Source organism: Shewanella sp. SACH, assembly GCF_001887095.2.
Taxonomy (GTDB): domain Bacteria; phylum Pseudomonadota; class Gammaproteobacteria; order Enterobacterales; family Shewanellaceae; genus Shewanella; species Shewanella baltica.
The window spans coordinates 1425054-1446602 of the sequence record NZ_MPDG02000001.1; the positions used below are offsets into that span (position 1 = coordinate 1425054).

The 21549-nt window shown below is 48.4% G+C and carries 17 protein-coding genes; 7 read left to right on the forward strand and 10 right to left on the reverse strand.

Annotation, left to right across the window (positions count from 1 at the left end; all coding sequences use genetic code 11):
* Nucleotides 1-141 (reverse strand): OB-fold nucleic acid binding domain-containing protein (locus tag BM607_RS22100; RefSeq protein ID WP_249269570.1); only part of this gene is annotated, 141 nt, incomplete at its 3' end.
* Nucleotides 142-325: 184 nt separating this feature from the next.
* Complete coding sequence (locus tag BM607_RS06190; RefSeq protein ID WP_071939452.1) at nt 326-3136, reverse strand: transporter substrate-binding domain-containing protein; 2811 nt, start codon at nt 3134-3136, stop codon at nt 326-328.
* A gap of 150 nt (nt 3137-3286) precedes the next feature.
* Between BM607_RS06190 and cmoA the strand changes: the two genes are divergently transcribed.
* The 7 genes from cmoA to BM607_RS06225 all read left to right on the forward strand — a co-directional run bounded on the left by cmoA (nt 3287) and on the right by BM607_RS06225 (nt 11546).
* Nucleotides 3287-4018 (forward strand): carboxy-S-adenosyl-L-methionine synthase CmoA, encoded by a 732-nt coding sequence (cmoA, locus tag BM607_RS06195; protein ID WP_006081747.1) that lies wholly within the window; start codon nt 3287-3289, stop codon nt 4016-4018.
* Complete coding sequence (gene cmoB / locus BM607_RS06200; protein WP_071939451.1) at nt 4015-5010, forward strand: tRNA 5-methoxyuridine(34)/uridine 5-oxyacetic acid(34) synthase CmoB; 996 nt, start codon at nt 4015-4017, stop codon at nt 5008-5010. The genes cmoA and cmoB overlap by 4 nt, the downstream gene beginning before the upstream one ends.
* Nucleotides 5011-5044: 34 nt before the next feature.
* Nucleotides 5045-5803: an ATP-dependent zinc protease gene (locus BM607_RS06205; protein ID WP_071939450.1), complete on the forward strand. Its 759-nt coding sequence runs from the start codon at nt 5045-5047 to the stop codon at nt 5801-5803.
* 338 nt (nt 5804-6141) lie between these two features.
* Nucleotides 6142-7647: an inactive transglutaminase family protein gene (locus tag BM607_RS06210; protein ID WP_071939449.1), complete on the forward strand. Its 1506-nt coding sequence runs from the start codon at nt 6142-6144 to the stop codon at nt 7645-7647.
* Nucleotides 7648-7649: 2 nt separating this feature from the next.
* Nucleotides 7650-8594, forward strand: a complete 945-nt coding sequence (locus BM607_RS06215) for an alpha-L-glutamate ligase-like protein (protein WP_071939448.1) — start codon at nt 7650-7652, stop codon at nt 8592-8594.
* Nucleotides 8569-10434, forward strand: coding sequence for a M3 family metallopeptidase (locus tag BM607_RS06220; RefSeq protein ID WP_071939447.1), 1866 nt, complete (start codon nt 8569-8571; stop codon nt 10432-10434). Before BM607_RS06215 ends, BM607_RS06220 begins: the two co-directional genes overlap by 26 nt.
* Before the next feature lie 203 nt (nt 10435-10637).
* A complete protein-coding gene (locus tag BM607_RS06225; RefSeq protein ID WP_006081753.1) occupies nt 10638-11546 on the forward strand; it encodes a LysR family transcriptional regulator in 909 nt (302 codons plus the stop codon).
* 177 nt (nt 11547-11723) lie between these two features.
* Here BM607_RS06225 and BM607_RS06230 read toward each other — a convergent pair whose 3' ends face one another.
* The 8 genes from BM607_RS06230 to thiC all read right to left on the reverse strand — a co-directional run bounded on the left by BM607_RS06230 (nt 11724) and on the right by thiC (nt 21483).
* Nucleotides 11724-14054 carry a putative metalloprotease CJM1_0395 family protein gene (locus tag BM607_RS06230; RefSeq protein ID WP_071939446.1) on the reverse strand — a complete coding sequence of 777 codons (2331 nt, stop codon included), beginning with the start codon at nt 14052-14054 and terminating at the stop codon, nt 11724-11726.
* A gap of 6 nt (nt 14055-14060) precedes the next feature.
* Nucleotides 14061-14324, reverse strand: a complete 264-nt coding sequence (locus tag BM607_RS06235) for a hypothetical protein (protein WP_006081755.1) — start codon at nt 14322-14324, stop codon at nt 14061-14063.
* A gap of 102 nt (nt 14325-14426) precedes the next feature.
* The gene (thiH, locus tag BM607_RS06240; RefSeq protein ID WP_071939445.1) at nt 14427-15542 is read right to left on the reverse strand and encodes a 2-iminoacetate synthase ThiH; all 1116 of its coding nucleotides are present in this window, start codon (nt 15540-15542) and stop codon (nt 14427-14429) included.
* Nucleotides 15539-16303, reverse strand: coding sequence for a thiazole synthase (locus tag BM607_RS06245; protein WP_012089303.1), 765 nt, complete (start codon nt 16301-16303; stop codon nt 15539-15541). Before BM607_RS06245 ends, thiH begins: the two co-directional genes overlap by 4 nt.
* Before the next feature lies 1 nt (nt 16304).
* On the reverse strand, nt 16305-16508 hold the full coding sequence (thiS, locus tag BM607_RS06250; RefSeq protein WP_071939444.1) for a sulfur carrier protein ThiS: 204 nt from the start codon (nt 16506-16508) through the stop codon (nt 16305-16307).
* A gap of 16 nt (nt 16509-16524) precedes the next feature.
* The gene (locus BM607_RS06255) at nt 16525-17436 is read right to left on the reverse strand and encodes a HesA/MoeB/ThiF family protein (RefSeq protein WP_071939508.1); all 912 of its coding nucleotides are present in this window, start codon (nt 17434-17436) and stop codon (nt 16525-16527) included.
* A complete protein-coding gene (locus BM607_RS06260; RefSeq protein WP_071939443.1) occupies nt 17429-19357 on the reverse strand; it encodes a bifunctional hydroxymethylpyrimidine kinase/phosphomethylpyrimidine kinase in 1929 nt (642 codons plus the stop codon). The genes BM607_RS06255 and BM607_RS06260 overlap by 8 nt, the downstream gene beginning before the upstream one ends.
* A 2-nt stretch (nt 19358-19359) precedes the next feature.
* Nucleotides 19360-21483: a phosphomethylpyrimidine synthase ThiC gene (gene thiC, locus BM607_RS06265; protein WP_071939442.1), complete on the reverse strand. Its 2124-nt coding sequence runs from the start codon at nt 21481-21483 to the stop codon at nt 19360-19362.
* Nucleotides 21484-21549: the final 66 nt, after the last annotated feature.

Consider the following 21549-nt stretch of genomic DNA (forward strand, 5'->3'; position numbering starts at 1 on the left):
CACTTGGATCAGACCTTCTCTGTCTCTTAAATCTAAAAAGACAACGCCACCCAAATCACGGCTACGATTAACCCAACCTACCAAGGTAACTTCTTGTCCAACGTGAGACTTATTGACGTCTCCACAATAATGACTGCGCATCTAACTCTATCCTTTATCCGGAAACCGGTGCTTTGGAAATAATCAAAACGAGATAAAAGCGGCATTATAGTAAAATAATGCCGATTACCAAAGTACTTCACACTTAGGCGGTGAAGTATCAAACAGTTTTACGCCCTTGACTAGAGGCGAACGCACTATCTGAGCATGAGCGTTCAAAAAAACATCAAGCTGAGCGATAACAACGCCCGCCGCAACTTTTTGCTTGGTACATCAGTTGATCGGCTTTTTTCAATAAGCCTATCGCGGTATCACCATCGCGGGGGTAAATCACCACGCCCATACTGACCGCTATGCTGACACTGACGCCTTGAATAAGCAAAGGGCTCGACAGTGCCTGTAGAATATTATCAGCTACTTGGGTTGCAGCATCGAGATCTTGCACACGATTTAGCAGGATAATAAACTCATCGCCGCCAAATCGCGCCACGGTATCTGAGCCACGGATAACCTTGGTTAACTTTTGGGCAACTTGTACCAGTAATTCATCGCCAATCGGATGACCATGTTGATCATTGATTTGTTTAAACCCATCCAGATCGATAAATAGCAAGGCAAAATGGGCTTGCTCGCGCTGATGGGACAGCAAAGCTTGGGCTAATCTGTCATCGAGCAAGACGCGATTAGGTAACTGAGTCAAAGCATCGTGATTTGCCACATGCAGCAAACGTTTTTCAGCGACTAATCGCTGGGTGATCTCACGATTTAAGCGGCGATTCACTAATAGCACCGCTACCATCACTGAGCACAAGATTATCACGCCAAATACGATATAACGCATCCATTGCAGATATTTAGCGCTCTCTGTCGCGACAGAAAATGACACCCAACGCGCATAAATTTGCTGCTGATGCTGAGCGTCAATCAAGGCTAAGGCTTTGTTAATCAGTGGCACCAGCGGCGCAAACTGAGGATAAACACCAATATGGCTATGCTGATCGGCAAGATCACTCAGCAGCGACATTTTCAGCGTCGGGTAGTGACTGGTTTTAAGTTCGGAGGCCAACGTCACCACTTTATCGATAAACACATCCGCATTGCCATTAGTCACCGCCGCCAATCCCGCCTGCGTATTTGGCACTATCACTAACTTGAGTGAAGGTTCCAGACTCATCAATTGGGCCACCAAATGATAGCCCTCGACCACAGCTACCCTTTGTCCTGCGAGCTGCGCAATATTGAATACCGAGACTTGCTCCAATTGCGACACTAATGCCCACGGCGATGGCCAATATGCCTCACTAAACGCTAAACGTTGCTGGCGCTCCGCCGTTTGGGCGACACTGCCGGCTAAACTTACCTCGCCCTTTTGCAGTGCGTCGATTAACGAATGCCAATCATCAAAGGCAACGGGCGTCAGCTTAAGTTTGAGCTGTTCCTTGAGTAATTTGACGATATCGCTATTGATCCCCGCAAACTCGCCCTGCTCATCCATAAACTCCATCGGCGGCCACTGCTTTAAATAGCCCACTTTAAGCTCGCCTACACTTTCCACATAGTCCTGTTCTGCTGGGCTTAGGCTGACATGGCGCTCAGCTTGGGTAAAAACATGATCTTTGGGATTGAGCATCCATTTATTTTCAATATCGGCAAACTCTTGATTGCTAATATTGTTAAAGCCATTGGCGATCCGCTGCGTCAGACCAGGATCATCACTGCGAGTCAGCACATAAATGTTGGTGCTAAATTCGAGATTGGGATACTGGCTAAAGTCAGACCAGCCTTTATTGAGCAGTAAATAATGGGATGTCCATGCACCCGAAGCCACAAAGCCAACAATCTCGCCCGATCTTGCGCCCGCGACCATGGCATCCATATTGTCGTAATAGCGCAGTGCCATTTGGGGTAAGGCTTTACGTAACTCCACCAGATAAGGCGCCGTCGGCACCACCCCAATACGTTTACCTTTTAAGCTGTCTAAATCGGTCAACTGCTGCTGAAAGAGAAACAAGCGGCTCTTAACCGTATATAAGTGCCAAGCCCGATTAAGCCCCGTTTTGACATCATCACTCTCTGGATAACCAATGTGCGCATCGGCAAGACCACGACGAACATCATCCACACTGGAGTTCATATCGCCAGAAATAAAATCAACGGCGATACCCGTTTTCTCGGACCACAATTGCCACATGTCCACATACAAGCCATGGGGTAAACCATCGACCCCTAAGTCCACAAAAGGCTCGACGCCCAGTTGCATGGAAATAACAATCCCAGCTTGTTGACGTTGATAGCCAAGCCATCGTCGCTCCGTTTGCTGGATAAAGTGTGGATCGAGCGCGGTGAAACCTTTATTAATCCTGTCAACTAAATCAAGATTGCCCTTTTTGACCGCAGGAACGAACTGCATCGCCTTTATCTGGATTCGCGCCGTATTGGGATAATTCGCGGCAATCTCTTGGGATGAAGCGGGATCTTTCAAATAACCTTCTAAGCCCGCAAACACCATAATCTCACCAGCGGCAACCCCAGCGAGTAATTTCTCACGACTTTCGTAGCGTTTAAACACGAGCTGAGGTTCGATACGGTGCAATTCTGCTTCGTGGGATGAAGCCGCCACCACACCAATTTGAAAGGGAATGAGTTCTTTAATGGACTTTTTACCCTGCAGGGATTTATGCAGATATAAAAAAGTGCCGACATCGGCGATGGGCTCAGCAAAGTCGAACTCTTGCTCACGCTCTGGGGTTTTCCCCATGCCGATATGCACTTGCGCCTTACCTTGCCGCAGTTGATCAAGGGATTCGTGCCAGTGGCGCGCCACAAAAACCACTTGGGTATGGCTTTGTTTCGCCCACTCTTTCCATAAATCGACCAGTAGTCCGGTCGGCTCACCATCGTTGTCGACATATTGATAGGGAAAGCTATCTTCACCCATCACCACGATTAATGGCTCGTCGGGCAATGGACTTGCCTGCCCTGTTATGCTCAAAAAACAGCTGCACAAGATCACGATTAAGTGGATCACAAACTTCAAGTTGAGCCCTTAGTACTTGATGTACATGTAACGATTTTGTTATCTATGGCGTATTAGACAAAAATTTATCGCAAATTACCAGTATGAGACTTGCTGCTAATCGATCGGATTCGTTAAAATGCCGGGTTGAATTCCCATGAAAAATCTCAGATGAACGTTTCTCAAGACACTATCTACGCTCAAGCGAGCGAGCATATTAGCGATTTCCAGTTTGATAACCGTGTAGCAGGCGTGTTCAGTGACATGATCCGCCGCTCCGTGCCCGGATATACGCAAATTATCAATACCATAGGCGATTTTGCAGATCGTTTCGTCATGCCAAATACTCAAATTTACGATTTGGGTTGCTCACTCGGCGCCGCAACTTTAAGTATTCGTCGCCAAATCCAAGGCCGTCAATGCCGTATTATCGCCGTTGATAACAGTGAATCTATGGTTGCACGCTGCCAAGAGAACCTGAATGCCTATGTCAGCGATACGGACGTCGATCTGGTTTGCGGAGATATTCGCGATATCGATATTCAAAATGCCTCACTGGTGGTACTCAATTTTACCTTGCAATTTTTACCACCAGAAGACAGAGAAACCCTGATAGCCAAGATTTATCAAGGCCTAAACCCCGGTGGGATTTTAGTGCTATCTGAAAAAATTCGCTTTGAAGATGCCCCGATCCAAACCCTATTGGAAGAGCAACATTTAGACTTTAAACGCGCTAATGGTTACAGCGAACTCGAGATCAGCCAAAAACGCAGTGCGCTGGAAAATGTCATGAAGCCTGACACCTTAACCACGCATCAACAACGCCTAACCAGCCAAGGCTTCAGTCACTTTAGTCTCTGGTTCCAATGTTTTAACTTTGCTTCTATGGTGGCCATCAAGTGATCAGCTTTAGCTCGTTTTACCAACAAATCGCCGATTCAAATCTACAACACTGGCTCGAAACCCTGCCGAGCATTTTAGGCAAGTGGCAACGGGATCATAAACACGGCAACTTGCCAAAGTGGGAAAAAGTGCTCAACAAGCTGCACTATCCTGCACCCGACCAAGTGGATTTTGTCGATAGCGTGACCGTCGGTAGCGGCGAGCAACTTAGCTCTGGCGAAAAAGAGAAGCTAGAGAACCTACTGCGCCTGTTTATGCCATGGCGTAAAGGCCCATTCCACATTCATGGCATCCATATCGATACCGAATGGCGCAGTGACTGGAAATGGGATCGCGTGAAGCAACATATTTCACCGCTGAAAAACCGCACTGTGCTCGATGTCGGTTGCGGCAGTGGTTATCATATGTGGCGCATGTTGGGCTCAGGTGCTAAGCGCGTCGTCGGTATCGACCCTTCGCCATTGTTTTTATGTCAGTTTGAAGCCGTAAAACGTTTAGCGGGCACACATCATCCTGTGCACCTGTTGCCTCTTGGCATTGAAGAGTTGCCACCGCTCGATGCATTCGACACCGTTTTCTCCATGGGTGTTTTGTATCACAGGCGTTCACCTATCGATCACTTGTTACAACTGCGTGATCAGTTGCGTACTGGTGGTGAGCTAGTGTTAGAAACATTAGTGATAGATGGCGACGAAAACGCCGTACTCGTGCCTCAAGATAGATATGGCAAAATGAATAATGTATGGTTCATTCCGTCCGTTGCCGCGCTGATGCTCTGGTTAAAGAAGTGTGATTTCACCGACATACGTTGTGTCGATACCGATGTCACAGCCCTTGCTGAGCAACGCCGTACCGACTGGATGCCTAACGAGTCACTGGTTGAATACTTGGATCCTAACGACATCACCAAAACGGTTGAAGGTTATCCTGCGCCCAAACGCGCCACGATTATCGCGGTGAAGAACCAGCCTAATCAGGATTTAATCAGTTGATCTAATATAAGATTTACCGCTAACAGGAAGCACTATGCTTAAGCAGCTGCTCGCTATTGTCATTGCCACCACACTTGGGGGATGTGCAATGACAGAACCGACCACCCATGCCACAGTTCCCGTAGATGCTGCCACATTCAATACCCGTTTAGCCCAGCAACAAGACTCGCTGATTGAGGTCATCAATCAGAGATGCCAACCCCAAGATACGGCGCCACTCGTGCAACTGCACGAGCAAGTGCAGCTACTACAACAGCAAGTCGCGAGTCTAGAAACACCCAAAGCTAAAACCGTTGCCGTGCCCAAACAATGCGCCCGCACGCCCTTAGGTGACAAGTTTATCTTAGGTGAAGTCGAAAGCGTGTTTGTGGATGAACTCAACACCCATTTTGCCACCCGAATCGATACGGGCGCCGAGTCTTCCTCTCTCGATGCGCGCAATATCACCCTGTTTGAGCGCGATGGTAATCAATGGGTACGGTTTGAGGTATTCACTCAGGGGGCAAACACTCCGCCACAACAGTTTGAGGCCAAAGTCGTGCGCTTTGTCCGCATTAAACAAGATGCGAGCGAGAAAGAAGATCGCCGCCCAGTGATCCACGCGCATCTTAAAATTGGTCAATATGCTGCAGAAACCGATCTCAACCTCACCGACCGCAGCCACCTCGATTATCCATTACTACTTGGACGCAAGTTTATGAAAGACATTGCCGTAGTCGATGTCAGTCAACGTTATGTCCACGGCAAAGTAACACACCAAGTGACCTCGCGCAGTAAGCACGCTTTGAACTAAATAGCCGAACTCAAGAGGCGTGAACCAAGAGCGATGAATGTCAAAGCTAAGCGTCAGGCGTGGATTTTGTATCAGCTTTCTATCAGAAAGCGCCGCTCAAACTCACCGTTCACAACGACAGCTTAAAATTATTATTTTTCGACAACTTAACACGCAAAAAATAGCTCAGCCAACGCAGGCGTCGTGACTATCACACTAGTGACAATCACACTCGTAACAATCACATCTGTTTTTTAATAGACAATCCCGCGTTGACATAACACTGAGTAGACGTAGCACTAAGTGACCAAACACTAAGTTGACCAAACACTAAGTTGTCCTAACAAGAAGGATCCATAATGCACTCACGCAACCCTTTCTATATCTTGGTGGCAGTGCTCTTTATTGTCGGCATCGGCGCGAGCATTTACCGCGGCGTCGAGCATAACGTGCCCTTTTTGCCCGGTAAGCAAGTTCAAAGCTGGGCCGTGGAAGCCAAAGTCAGTTTTCAAGGTACGGGTGAGCCTGCAGAAGTGTCTTTCTCTTTACCGCAAGATCCTGCGTACCAAGTGCTGGTCGAAAATGCCAGTTCACCGGGTTACGGTTTAACCATCAATCATAATGACAACGATCGCCGCGCGGTTTGGTCGATACGCCAAGCCCTAGGCACACAGGATTTATATTACAAAGTGACACTGGTGCCGACAGGCAGTACGCAGATACCAGCGACTCAAACTCCCACAGCGCCCGAAGTCTATTTATGGCCCGCGACAGAACAAGCCGCCGCAGAGCAAGTGATTGCAGATGTCTGGACTCGCAGCGCCAGCAACCTCTCCTTCGCCCAACAATTGATGGCATCGATAACCGAGCCTAAACGCAGCCAGAATGTCGAGCTATTGCTCGCAAGCCAAACGCCGACCCAACTGTTTTTACACATGCTACACACTAAGGGCATTCCTGCGCACAAGGTCAGCGGTTTGTATTTAGAAGATCAACGCCGTCGACAGCCCTTATCGCCCTTTGTTGAAGTCTTTCACGACGGTCAATGGATACTGTTCGATTTAGTCAAAGGCAAACAAGATCGCCCCCAAAACCTGCTGCTGTGGGAACGTGCAGGCCACTCAGTGCTTGATGTCATGGGCGGCGTTAACTCGCAGGTGAACTTCGCTATGCTGCAGAACACCCGTTCCGCCCTTGCGACGTCCATCGACATGATGATGAACAACAATGCGCTCGATTTCTCCCTCTACCAATTACCCCTTGAGGAGCAAAGCCTTTTTAAAGGGATCTTGCTGATCCCCATCGGGGTACTAATGGTGGTTTTTTTGCGGGTGATGATTGGCATTAAAACCTCAGGGACTTTTATGCCAGTATTAATCGCACTGGCCTTTATTCAAACCAGCTTACTCACCGGATTAATTGGTTTTTTGCTTATCGTTTCCTGCGGACTCGTCATCCGTTCCTACCTATCCCATTTAAATCTACTGCTAATCTCACGGATATCGGCGGTGATCATCGTGGTGATTGGGATCATCGGCGTATTCACACTGCTTTCCTACAAGTTTGGTTTAAGTGAAGGCTTAACCATTACTTTCTTCCCGATGATTATTCTGGCGTGGACCATAGAACGCATGTCGATTCTGTGGGAGGAAGAAGGTCCGAGGGAGGTAATCCTCCAAGGTGGCGGCAGTTTGATGGTTGCCACCTTGGCCTACCTCGCCATGAGCGCAAGCTGGGTACAGCATTGGGTGTTTAACTTTCTCGGGATTCACTTAGTGATCTTGGCCTTAGTATTACTTATGGGGCAATACACAGGTTATCGCCTGCTCGAGCTCAAACGCTTTAAATCATTGGCGGGCGCATAAACATGGGGTTCGCTTGGCCGTGGGAGCTACGCAAAAATGGCGTGCTTAATATGAACCAACGTAATATCGATTACATTGGCCGTTACAATCCGCGTAAATTTTATAAACGCGTCGATGATAAGTTGATCACTAAACAGCTGGCCTTGGCGAATAATATTGCGGTTCCTGATCTGATTGCGGTTGTACGCGAACAACACGAGATAGCGCATATCCCTGAACGCATCTCAAGCCGAAGTGGATTTGTCGTCAAACCCGCCAAAGGCTCGGGCGGCAAAGGCATTATAGTGATCACTAAGGTCGATAATGGGCGCTACTTTAAACCCAGTGGCCACGAGATCAGCCTCTCTGAACTTAACCGCCATGTCTCCAATATTCTCAGTGGGTTATTTTCGCTCGGCGGTAAACCCGATGTTGCCATAATCGAAGGCCTAATCGAATTCGATCCTGTGTTTGAAGGCTACAGCCATGAAGGGGTACCCGATATACGCTTGATTGTTTTTAAGGGATTTCCCGTGATGGGCATGCTGCGTTTATCGACTGCGGCCTCCGACGGTAAAGCCAACTTACACCAAGGCGCTGTGGGTGTAGGCGTTGACATTGCCTCGGGAAAAGGGTTACATGCTGTGCAATTTGATAGACAAATTGAGTTTCATCCCGATACAGGTAAAAAACTCACCGATATCATAGTGCCCCATTGGGAAAGCTTGCTCCATAAAGCTTCCAGCGCCTATGAAATGTGTGAAATGGGTTATCTCGGCACTGACATGGTGTTAGACCAAAGCAAAGGCCCTTTACTACTTGAACTCAATGCGCGCCCGGGACTGGCGATTCAGATTGCAAATGGAAAAGGTATTTTGCCTCGTCTTAAGCATGTTGAAGCCATGTCATCTCATTCCATGACAGTTGCAGAACGTGTTGCCTATGTTAAAACCCACTTTTCTGGTTAGCCTGCTTGGCTTAAGCCTTTATGCTACGAATGCCGCCTATGCGGCGCCAAGTCCTGTTCCCCTCTTGGTTGAGCAATGTCTGCGTTTGCCAAACATTGAGCTCGCGTCAGCCTTCGCCAACGCGCGCTTAACGACGGCGCAATTAACCTTGGCCCAGCGCGCGCTTATTTTTGAGAAACAGACGATTGGGCTTAATAATATCAACGACAGGCTCAACTATTACCGTGGGTTTAACTTACCGAGTGAAGAACGCGAAGGCTTACTGCAATGCCAGTTACACCTAGCCGATACCCTGTCGCAACTTCTCAACCAAGCGGAATTTAGCCAACTGGCTTACGCCTTAGCCCAAGGTAATACTGAACAAATACTGTTGAGCCGACAACTTAAACACTTGCTACAACAGCATTGGAGCGCCGAGGAAAAAGCGAAATTACATACGGCGCAGGCCAGCATAGGCCAAGGGTTAGGCAGCCAACAATTTAGTCTTGCCTTCAATGACAGCCAATGCCAACCCGAAGCGACTCAGCAGCAGCAACATCTTCTGCATAAAGAAGATGATAAAAGTGACAGGCAGAAGCGCAGCAGTGCAAAGCAAAGCGATTTTTCGGGCACTATCGTCAGCTACTTACTGACACAGGAAAACGCCGTATGTCGCCAAAATGTATGGCAGGCCTACCAAGCCAGAGCGAGTGAAACCAATCAAACGGCATTACAGCGAATTGCAGAGCAGCGCCAACAAGCCGCCACTGCGGAAGGCTTTACCGATTACAGCGCATTAGCGCTTAGTTCGCAGCAGTTATCATCCCCTGAGTTGGTCAAAGCATTTCTTGATAGCCAAACACAAGATTTGCAAGTGGCTCCCTGGGATATTGGACGTACCCTGTCACAACAAGCATCAGCCAAGGGCCCCAGATGGCAGACCTCAGACGTCTTGAGTCGCAGCTTTACTTATCTGCAAGTGTTTGGTTTGCAGTTTGAGACCATAGCAACCGCCAACGCCGAGAGAACACCAACCGATCATAATCGGCCGCATATTGTCAGGGTCTACCACCAGCAAAGATTGTTGGGTGAAATCTATGTGGCGTACAACCATAATCCACAGCAAAGTAGTCAACAGCAGACATTGCGCCAAAGTGTACTCGGCCAGCAATTTGGACAACAGGCGTTGGATCTTAAGCCGCAACTGAGTAACTACAAAGACATTGAACAGTTAACCGAATCCATCGCAGAAGCAGTGACTTCCCTTGCTAAAGCGAGCCATTTCTACCTCAACAATGCCATGGGACAAAGTCAGGATAGCCATTTTGTGGCGAGTCTCTGGTTAGCTGAAGTGCTGCGCCATCAACTCTTTCCGCAATTTGAGCAAAGCTATTTACAAGAGCGTGAAACACTGGCTAAAGCTTATTCGAAACAGCTCAGAGTCTTTCGCGCTAAGGTTGCAGTCAACTTTTATCAAGATGTAAATTCACAAATCTATCCGGATCTCGGTGCAGAGTTTAGTGCTAGCTTCGGCCAAAATTGGCCGCAAACCAAGGATTATCCCTATAGTTTCAATGCTATCGCCAACGAAGGTCCACTTTACTACCAATCGCTCTGGCAAGCATCGTTAGCCCAGCTGATTGATCAAGCAACATTAGGCTGCCAAGACAAACTTCAATTATTCAATTTGTTAGTCGTCAATGAAGACGCTTTAAACGTAAGTGAACAATTGAATGCCATCATTGGTGCGCCCGTTGATAGCGCTTCGCTGATCCAAAGGATCTCCAATAGCGCCGCTTCGGAGCATACTGGTAATTCTAACAATCAAACTTTCGACGCCACAGGTTCTTGTGCGTTTTAAGAGTGAATGCATAAGCTGTGTTTGTGACTCGCTCGGGCACAGACACAGCAAATCGTCATGATTCGCCTCTCGAACACCTCAATAACTTAGCGCGACATAGCTAGCAGTATGTCGTGAGAATGACTGACTCTATGATATTTAATTGAAAAAGTCGTAAGAAGTGGCCACTATAAGCCTCAATCTATCGTTTTTTTGAGATTATAATGACTCGAGCTAAATCTACCTTAGAACAATGGCGTATTTTGCAAGCGGTGGTCGATTTTGGCGGCTATGCCCAAGCGGCCGAAAAACTCAACAAGAGTCAATCGTCACTCAACCATGCGGTTGCCAAATTACAGCATCAATTAGGTATTGAACTACTCGAAGTCAAAGGCCGTAAAGCCTATCTTACCCAGCAAGGCGAAGTACTACTGCGCCGCTCACGGCATGTCACCCAAGCCGTCAACGAGTTAGAACAGCTCGCGAGTAATCTAGAGCAAGGGTGGGAGCCGACACTCACGATTGCCCGTGAAATTATCTATCCGATGGAAAGCTTAGTGTGTGCCCTCAATGCGTTTCTGCCCCACAGCCGTGGCACTCGAATCATCATGCTGGACTCAGTGATCACCGGCACCCAAGAGCTCATTCTGCAGAGTAAAGTCGATATTGCTATCTGTGCAGGGGTGCCGCCCAAAGGGTATTTATCCGAACCTTTATGTGAACAAGAACTCTACCTCGTCTGTCATCCAAGTCACCCACTCGCTGACTTAGGTTCGATTGAAGACGATAAGCTACTGGCACAGTATTTACAGTTAGTGATCAAAGATACCGGCGTGCAATCCAATATCGACATCGGCTGGCTCAAAGCTGAGCAGCGCTGGACCGTGTCTAACTTCCACGAGGCAAAAGTCATTTTAAACCAAGGTATTGGTTTCTGTTGGATCCCGTCTTTTTTAGTCCAAGAGGAATTGGCTTCGGGCAATTTAGTGCGTTTACATCTTGATGGCAGTCAAAAACGCCGCATCATGTTAAGCCTAGTGATCCCTAATAGGGATCAACAAGGACCAGCATCCAAACTGCTTGCCTCTTTGATTTTAAAACAGCATGGAATTGAACCGACGAATAACAATTAATAGCAAGATAACCAAACGAGTTCTCAATTCGAGTGAGCAAGACGCTAAGAGCCTAGTGCTGACGCTGGCTTAGTGCTTAGTGCTTAGTGCTTAGTGCTTAGTGCGAAAGAATAAATGCAGAAAGGTAGCATCAAAAAAGAGAATGAACAGCAGAATGGGCATAGTTAAAGCCTAATCTTACACACTAAAGTCAACATAGCGTGCTGGTTGCTGACCCAAGTATTGCGGCTGAATAAATCCTGCTCCTTGCGATTCATTATCTTCAACACTCGACTCACGCTGCAGTGACGCACTGCGATTCTCACTCGCACTGATGCTTGAAGGCGACTCGTTTATCTCGTTGGTATCTTTTGCTGCCAGAGTTGGCAGAACAGTAGCGGATTGCGCATTATTAGGCAGCTCGTTTACAGGGGCTAGATTAGAAGGCTGAATATTGACTTGCTGCGTTACGTCAGCACGGACTGAAGGTCCAATACTGGCTTGTGCAACAGCGGCATAATAACGACTTGCGGTACTATCGGGTCTTGGAATAAAACGGGTCGCTAAATCAGCAGCAGTTGATGCTTCTCCAAATGCTAAGGTTGCAGTCGGTGGCTCAATGGTTTCCACTGTCGTTGGCGTATTGACTGAGCCGCTGGTACTCGATGTATTAGACGGAGTTTCCGAACTAATACCAGAACTTGTGTCAGTCGTCGCAGCTGTTTTGGCCGTCTGCGCTTCAACCCTTTGAATGAGCTTATCGACTGCATCTGATACTGGTGTTGAGACGGCATTTTGGGGCTGAGAGATATTCCCTGACTCGTCAACTTTCCCCGTTACTACGGGTGTGTGTTCTTGCAACGGCGGTAGCGCTTTAATCTGCGCATCGGCGCCCACTAAGGTTTGGGTTGTTTGCAAGTTTACAATCTGTTGTTGCCGCTCTTCAGCAAGCTTCACCTTTGCTTCATTCATTTTTTGCAAAGCTTCAGCGGCAACGCGAATATCCGCAGATGAAGGATCAACCGGAGCCATTGCCGCCGCGTACACTTGCTTCATTTTGTTTATTGTTGCGAGTGGATCGCCTCCGACAGCAGAAACATCGATCTGCACTTCACCATCGGTAGCATAACGTTGGCCATCGGCGCCCTTCTCATACTTAAAACTCGGACTCTGAGCATATTGCCCGCCTACGGTAGCATGAGCATGTTCATGGGCTTTAACCTCAGAATCTCTGGCCTTAAGTGAATCAACTTGTTGTTGCTGTTGCGCCTGCGCTTTTTCTTGGGCTTGCTTTGCTTGCTCCTGAGCCTGCTGTGCCTGTGATTGCGCTTGTGATTGTTGTTGCTTTGCTTGTTCCGCTGCCACAGCTTGCTGTTTCTGCGACGCCTCTTCCTGTGCTTGCTTTTCAAGCTGATTATCGTTTTTAGCAAAGACATCAGCTAAGGCTTGCTGACGATCATCGGGGTTAGACGCTATAGCAGGATCTTCTACCTGACTGACTTGAGCCTTAGCGTCACCGAAAACCTGGGTAAATTGTTCCAACACTGTCGGTTGAGCAACTTCATTGCGAGCGGATTGATCTGCTGTTTGTGCAGAGTTTGACTGCTCAACAGTCCCTGCACTCGCAGCTGAACTATTACTACTACTTATATTTCCAGAATTTCCAGAATTTCCAGAACTGTTATTTACAGAGCTATTACCTGCTGGGTTAGAGGTGGAGGAGTCAACTACCGCTGCGCCAGTAAAAACAGTTTGTGGCCCAAACACTGCGGCTAAATCAGGCGTTATGGGAGAAACACTGCCCGTACTCGATGGATTAAAAGCGGGAAGCTCTGTGCTACTCGTGCCAATTGATGAACTCGGAGGCGTAAAAATATCAGCGGGAATACTGCTCGTGACACTAAGACTCGGACTTGTTGTAGATAAGGCGTTTGCGCCAAGGCTAGTTCCTATAGTACTCGTGATTGTTGAAAATGCCGAAGTCGACACAGGTGCGGCAATTTGTCCCCCACGCACACCAGAAATGGATCTAGGTCCCGTTAATAAGCTAAAACTGGCATCGGCATGTAAACTCGCCCGATCTTTTAACCCATTGACTTGAGGAAGATTGACCTGAGGAAGAGTAACCTGCGGCCTTGATTCAGCAAAAGGATTGGCCTTTAGTGCTTGGCTTGCGCCGTTAACCGCTGGTAGTACAGGCGTAGCAGCGACTGAAAACGGCGCTTTTACAGCATAAATACCAGCGACATTTGAACTTATGGATGTCGCCGTATTTGTCCCGTTGAATAAAGGCGCTGATGATATAGCGGCTTGAACCGGAGCTGTTGAGGTTCCAGTAAAATGTGGTTCATAGGCACCACTCGCTTCAAATTTTGCGGAGCCTGCAGTGTGAGCGCTGGCTCCTTGATAAGTGCTATTAGCTTGACTCTGGATTAGGCTCTGGCTTAGATTCGAGCTTAGCGTCTTATCATGTGCCGAAAATGAAGAGGATGGCGCTCCAACCTTAGGTGATAGCGCCACAACCGACATGATTTTTTACACCTTAATATTAATGATCGAACCTATCGTTTCTGAATCAGTTTCAATCACTTCTGTTGAGGCTTCACCTTGTCTTAATGACTCATTTGCTGCCAGTAATGCCGACGTTTTATCGGGCTGGGCAACATCTCTGGCAGGCTCAGCCGGAGTTGCACTTTGCGTCTGTGTAGGTTTAGCCACATCTATCGTTGCTTGAGTGAGCCCAGATTGAGCACTTTGCAAGCCTTGCAGACCGGATGAATAAGCAGATTGGATTTGCATAACGGTATTCCTGCACGCTGTGATTAATGGGTCAATTATTGACCAGTAACGTGCAAAAGTACAGATTTTATCCGCATTCTCAGCATTTATTTACGGCCAGATTTATCCTGTGATCCAATTAGCTTCCCAATCCTTAAATACGGGATTAAAACCCTGCCGTTGCATCTGTTCGATAACTTGCTCGACACTGCGATCATCGCTTATCTCAAATTGATCGAGTTGACTGTCAGGCGCTTGATAGCCGCCCGGTTGCGTCGAACTGCCCGCACTGATTTGAGTGATCCCAAGTGGCAAAAGATTATCCCTCAGCTCAGGGCTTTCCCTTGTCGACATGCTAATATCAAGCTGTTGATTAAAGACTCTAAATGCACAAATCATTTGCACTAAACCTAGATCCGATAGCATGACTTTTGGGGTGATCCCGCCAGTACAAGGTCGTAACCTTGGTAGCGAAATACTAAAGCGGGTGCGCCAATAGCGTCGCTCTAAATAGTCGAGATGATATCCCATCATTAACGCATCTAAACGCCAATCATCCAGCCCCAGTAATACCCCAAGACCAATTTTATCAACGCCCGCCGCCGCAACTCTGTCCGGTGTTGCTAAACGATAGGCAAAATCCATTTTTTTACCTCGAGAATGGTGACGAGCATAAGTCTCGGGCTGATAGGTCTCCTGATAAATCATCACAGCATCTAAACCTAGCGCGACTAACTGGCGATAATGGTCCTCACTCATGGGCTGGACCTCCATCGCCAAATGGCTAAATTGCTGCTTTACCAGCGGCAACATTTGCTTGAAATAATCGATGCCGACCTGAGTTTCATGCTCACCCGACACCAGTAAAACAGAATCGAAGCCCCTATCTTTGATAATGGCCATTTCGGCCATCAACTCCAGCTCATTCAAGGTCTTGCGTTTGAGTTTGTTACTCATGCTAAAGCCACAGTAATCACAATCATTAGCGCACAGATTCGAGACGTATAGCGGTAAATACATACCCAGATTCGCGCCAAATCGCTGCCGCGTAAGCGCCGCTGAACGTTGTGCCATGGTTTCTATATAAGGTTCAGCCGCAGGTGATAACAAGGCCAGTAAGCTACGTAAATCCCCTGCTGGACTCACCAGCGCCCGCTCAACATCTTGGGCAGTGCAAGAATACAAATCGAGTAACAGTTTATCCCGTGGGATCTTGGCAAATTCCGCTACAAAACTCATTGGTTTAAAAATCCCGTCAGAGGACTGGTATGTACCGCGCCCGTTTGTACTCGGCCAAGCCCAGCTTCAAAGGCCCGTCTACCGCATTGCACCGCCTCTTTAAAGCACTCGGCCATCACTATCGGCGACGCGCTGCTGGCGATGGCGGTGTTGACGAGCACCGCATCGGCGCCCAGCTCCATTGCCCGCGCAGCCTGTGAAGGCGCGCCAATACCGGCATCGATCACCACTGGCACCCGCGCCTGCTCTATGATGATTTTTAAAAAGCTTTCAGTGACTAAACCCTGATTACTGCCAATCGGACTCGCCAGTGGCATCACCGCAGCGCAGCCAACCTCTTCCAAGCGGCGACAGAGCACAGGATCGGCATGCACGTAGGGCAACACGATAAAGCCTTTCTCACAGAGGATTCTAGCCGCCTCTAAGGTTTCTATCGCATCGGGCATTAGGTACTTAGGATCCGGGTGGATTTCGAGCTTAATCCAATGAGTTCCCAGCATTTCACGGGCAAGCTCAGCCGCAAACACCGCTTCCTTGGCGTTCCTCGCCCCCGAAGTGTTAGGCAATAGCCGTACACCCGCTTGGCGTAACGGCGTGAGTAAATCATCAAGCCCCATTTTAAAATCAATTCTTTTCATCGCAACTGTCACTAACTGCGATTTTGAAGCCGTTATCGCCTCAAGCATCACTTGGCTATTGCTGAATTTTCCCGTTCCGGTAAATAACCGTGATTCAAACTCCACATCGGCAATAGTTAACATACTAGCCTCCCGCTACAGCTGAAAAAAGTTCCAATTTATCTTCATGTTGGCAGAGAATAGATTGCCAGCGATTACGCGGAACCACCTCTGCATTCAACACGATAGCGACCGAATCGAGTGCTATATCTTGCGTGAGGATCACAGCCGCGAGTGAAGTCGGTTCCGTTAATGGCTGCGGGACATTATTTATGTGAATTAAAATCATATCAAACCTCCATACTTTATAGTTTTCTGGGCTTATCGGATGATGAATGAACCTCTTTTGGACCACATACGTCACAATGGGGATCCCGCGTTAATATCGCCGCTGTCCATGAAAGTGATTTAGCGTCGAAGCGCCAAAAACGCCCCAACAAGGCATTTTTAGGTTCATCACATCTATCCACATTCAACAAGAGTTGCATGGCCACCAAAGATTGCATTGACGCCATTACGCCTACGCTCGGCCCGAGTACGCCTTGGGTACTGCAGCTCTGCGACACTCTCGTCTGCGCGGGGAAAATACAGTGATAACAACCACCAGAGGGGAACTGCATTTGGTCGACCGCGAACAATTGGCCGCTAAATGCTGCGATTGACGCGCTGACTAAAGGTAAAGCCGCTTCGATACAGCTGCGATTAATGGCTTGGCGAGTCGCAAAGTTATCGGTGCAGTCAAGTACAAGTACTCTTTTACCTTGTTGTTTTATATGTAAAATATCCGCCAAATGATGAGCCGATGTCGCAGCATTAAATGCTGTTTCAAGGGCAGCAACAGTGCAATGCGGTGCTATGCCATTGAGCTTTTTCTTGGCAACTCGCGCCTTATTGAGCCCAATATCGGCATCGTTGAATAGCAATTGTCTTGGCAGATTTGATACTTCAACCTTATCCCTATCGATTAAGGTCAAACTACCTATACCGGCACAGGCCAGATACTGCGCCGCCAATTGCCCTAAACCGCCAAGACCGATAATAGCGACACCGGCGTCGGCCAGTTGCAATTGCCCGGCCTCACCGACTTCAGGCAATAAGACTTGCCGAGAATAACGCATAAAATCGGCATCACTGAGTGTATGGCCGCAGTGTTCATTGTTGCTGTGTATATGACCGCAAAGAACCTCTGCGTGAGCAAGCGGTGGGTTTTTACTCATGCTTTGCACCCAACCCATGCTTTACAGCCAGTTCTTCAGACAAGCTACATTGCTCCCAAGCTTGGCTCAGCTCTGCAAACGCTGCGACTGAATCCTTAGCTTTCGTTATTGCGCGCACCACAGCAATATTGCCCACCCCCGAGGCTTTCACCTTTGCCAGATTATCTAAATCAATACCGCCAATGGCGACCAAGGGATAATGGTCTTGGAGTAACGCCACATAATGTGTAAGTTTTGCGAGCCCTTGGGGCGCCGAAGGCATTTGCTTCGTCGTAGTTGGGAATATATGTCCAAGCGCTATGTAGGATGGCGAGTATTGGTGCGCCAATAACAGCTCGAAATAACTGTGGCTCGATATGCCTAGCGCGAGTCCCGCTGCTTGAATGGCCGCTAAGTCAGTAACGGCGAGATCTTCTTGGCCTAAATGTACCCCAAAGGCACGGTATTTTATCGCTAACTGCCAGTGATCATTGATAAAAAGCTGTGCATTAAAATGCTTGCCTAAGGCAATGGCCGTTTGAATTTGAGCTTCTAATTCGGAGCCAATTAACTCAGGTTCGCCTGACTTAGATTTGCCTGACTCACATCTACTTAGCGCAGACTTGCCTAAATCAGATTCAGCTGGCGCTGCAGTAGTTAACTCGCTGATGTCGGTTTTTATCCGTAACTGCACAGTTTTAACGCCTGCCGCTAATAAACTTTCCAGCATGGTTAAGTCACTCACCACGGGATAAACACCAAGCTCGGCATCGAGCACTTTAAAACCGTGGGATAAAATATTTTGAGGTGGCGTCGAGGCTATTCTTACCTGAGCGGTTGCCTGATCTGTTGCGGATAAAACTGTTGCAACTAAATCACTTCTAACATCAAGATGTCGATTGAGGTGATGACGAATAAAATTGCCATCACACAGATTTATCTTGGCATAGCGGGACAAGTTATTAGGCCAACCCGTACGGGCCAACGGCCCTGGACCTTGCCCTAAACCAATCGCCGCGCTTAAGCCTTGACTCACGTAGGCTTTGGCAACCACCACCGCATCTTGCAATACAAAACCTTGCGCTAACACGGCGGTAATGGCCGATGACAAAGTGCAGCCGCTACCATGGTTATGACGGGTATTAACCCGCTGGCTGGCTAACCAGAAACGCCCATTTTGATGCAGTTTAGAGCTCGCGCGCACTTGACGACAAACCAGATAATCCTCGGCAAGCTCAAGGTCCCAGCCATTACTCTTGTAAGCGGTATCAAGAGCGTTAGCGTGAGTTTGAGCATGAGTATCATCAAGAATGTCAGTACAACCAAAGCTCACATCGCCACCTTTAGCGAGCACACTGCAATCAAGGCTCTGGGATAAAGCCAGTGCCGCGGCAGCGAATTGCGCTTTCGTTGAAACATCACTGTGAGTCAACCGCCCAAGTTCAAGCACATTGGGCGTGATAAGTTCGATTAAACCTTTGAAAGGCTTAAAATCTAAGGCTGATTTGGCCGCACTTTTTATATCCTGACAGTTATCTACTGCTAATGCATCGCCACAACTGGCGACCATCACAGGATCGACAATCACAGGCACAGATGGATAGTGGATTTTAAAACTCGCGATCCAATCTGCCAGCAATGCCACTTGAGTTTGATCTGCCAGTAAGCCGATTTTAATTGCTTTGGGTGGCAAGTCGGAAAGTAGAGTCGTCAGCTGAGCCATTAACATCGCCGCTGATACGGGCTCGACTAAAGTGACCGCCACAGAACTTTGCGCCGTCACTGTGGTGACCACACTGCAACCGTGACAGCCCAAATCTTGAATTGTCGCTAAGTCCGCCTGAATACCGGCACCGCCGCCACTGTCTGAACCAGCTATGGTCCAGATAAACGCGGGACGCTCGGTATTCATGGGCAATTTCCCCCCATGAATACCCTGCATAATTAGGCTTCCTCAGCTTCGGCGACAAGCTTGTCTTTCACGTGATAAATCTCGGCGCCCGAAGCGGCAAATTGTGCCGATTTTAGTGCCATAGCCGCTTCCAACTCCTGCGGCGTCTTGATTGTGACTTGCATGGCTTGGGCATCCGCTTCAACTTGCTCCGCCTTCGCTTGTGCCGCCTCTAAGCCAGCGGAATAGGCGCGCACATCTTGGGTGATTTTCATCGAACAAAATTTAGGGCCGCACATAGAGCAAAAATGCGCGACTTTAGCGGATTCCTGCGGTAAAGATTCATCGTGATAAGCACGTGCGGTTTCAGGATCGAGTCCTAAGTTATATTGATCTTCCCAGCGGAATTCGAACCGCGCCTTTGCCAGCGCATTATCACGAATTTGCGCACTCGGATGACCTTTCGCCACATCGGCGGCGTGGGCGGCAATCTTATAAGCAATCAAACCTTGCTTAACATCTTGTTTATTCGGTAATCCTAAGTGTTCTTTTGGCGTGACATAACACAACATAGCGCAGCCGTACCAAGCAATCATGGCCGCGCCTATGCCGGAGGTGAAATGATCATACCCAGGTGCGATATCGGTGATTTGTGGGCCAAGCGTGTAAAACGGCGCTTCATCGCAGTGAGCTAACTGCTTGTCCATGTTCTCTTTAATGAGCTGCATCGGGATATGTCCCGGCCCTTCGATAATGGTTTGTACGTCGTATTCCCACGCGATTTTGACTAGCTCACCTAAGGTTTCAAGCTCTGCAAACTGGGCGGCATCATTAGCGTCGGCAATCGAGCCTGGACGCATACCATCACCTAAAGACAGGGATACATCGTAGGCAACGCAAAGCTCACAGATCTCACGAAAATGGCTGTAGAGGAAGTTTTCCTTGTGGTGACTCAGGCACCATTTAGCCATAATTGAACCGCCGCGGGAAACGATCCCAGTAACGCGTTTAGCCGTCATCGGCACGTAACGAAGCAGCACACCAGCATGAATGGTAAAGTAATCAACACCTTGTTCCGCTTGTTCAATCAAGGTATCGCGGAACACTTCCCAGGTTAAATCCTCTGCCACGCCGTTCACTTTCTCCAGCGCTTGATAAATCGGCACTGTGCCAATGGGCACTGGCGAGTTACGGATGATCCACTCGCGGGTTTCGTGGATATAACGACCCGTGGATAAATCCATTACCGTATCTGCACCCCAACGGGTTGACCAGACGAGCTTTTCCACTTCTTCCTCGATGGAAGAGGTCACCGCCGAGTTACCAATATTGGCGTTCACTTTCACCAGAAAGTTACGCCCTATGATCATAGGTTCGGCTTCGGGATGGTTAATATTCAGCGGAATAATCGCGCGGCCACGGGCAACTTCAGCGCGGACAAATTCGGCGGTAATCGGTTCGCCGACTAAGGCACCAAAAGCTTCGCCCTTGGCTTTACGATTGAGGATTTCATCCTGTACTTCGGCAAGTGCCATGTTCTCGCGGATCGCCACATATTCCATTTCGGGCGTGATAATACCTTGACGGGCATAGTGTAATTGACTGACTCGTTTACCCTGCAGCGCTCTGCGTGGGCGGACAATTGCACTCGAACCTGCCTCAAAACGCAGATGGTCTAAACCGTCGTCGGCGAGTCTTTGTTGGGTAAAATCTGAGGTGGCACAGGGTAATTGCTCTGTGTCGTTGCGGGCTAGGATCCAGTTTTGTCTTAATTTACCAAGACCTAGACGCACATTGATGTCGGCCTCAGGATCGGAATAAGGTCCGGCGCAATCGTACACTCGGATTGGCGGATTTTTCTCCATGATAGGCGCATCATCTGTTCCGCCCACCAGCGTGTCAGTCTGCAGAATGTGTCGCATGCCAACGCGAATATCGGCACTTGAACCTTCGAGATAAATCTTTTGTGAATTAGGATGTTGCAGTGGCGCTAACGTATCGATAAAGGCTTGGGCCTGCGCGCGGGTTTCGCGGCGACTCGGCGCCTTAGACACGATTGATTGACTAGACTCAGCCGATTTATTAGCCACTGTCGATTTATTAGGGATTGTCGATTCTAGCGCTGTGATTTCTATCGCATTGGCAGCTACAGCTGGGTTTGGGTTTGAACTGGACATAAGCAATCTCACGTTAAAAAATGGAGTTGCTTGTCTGGAGAATTGAGTTGTTGATAGCTGGGCATG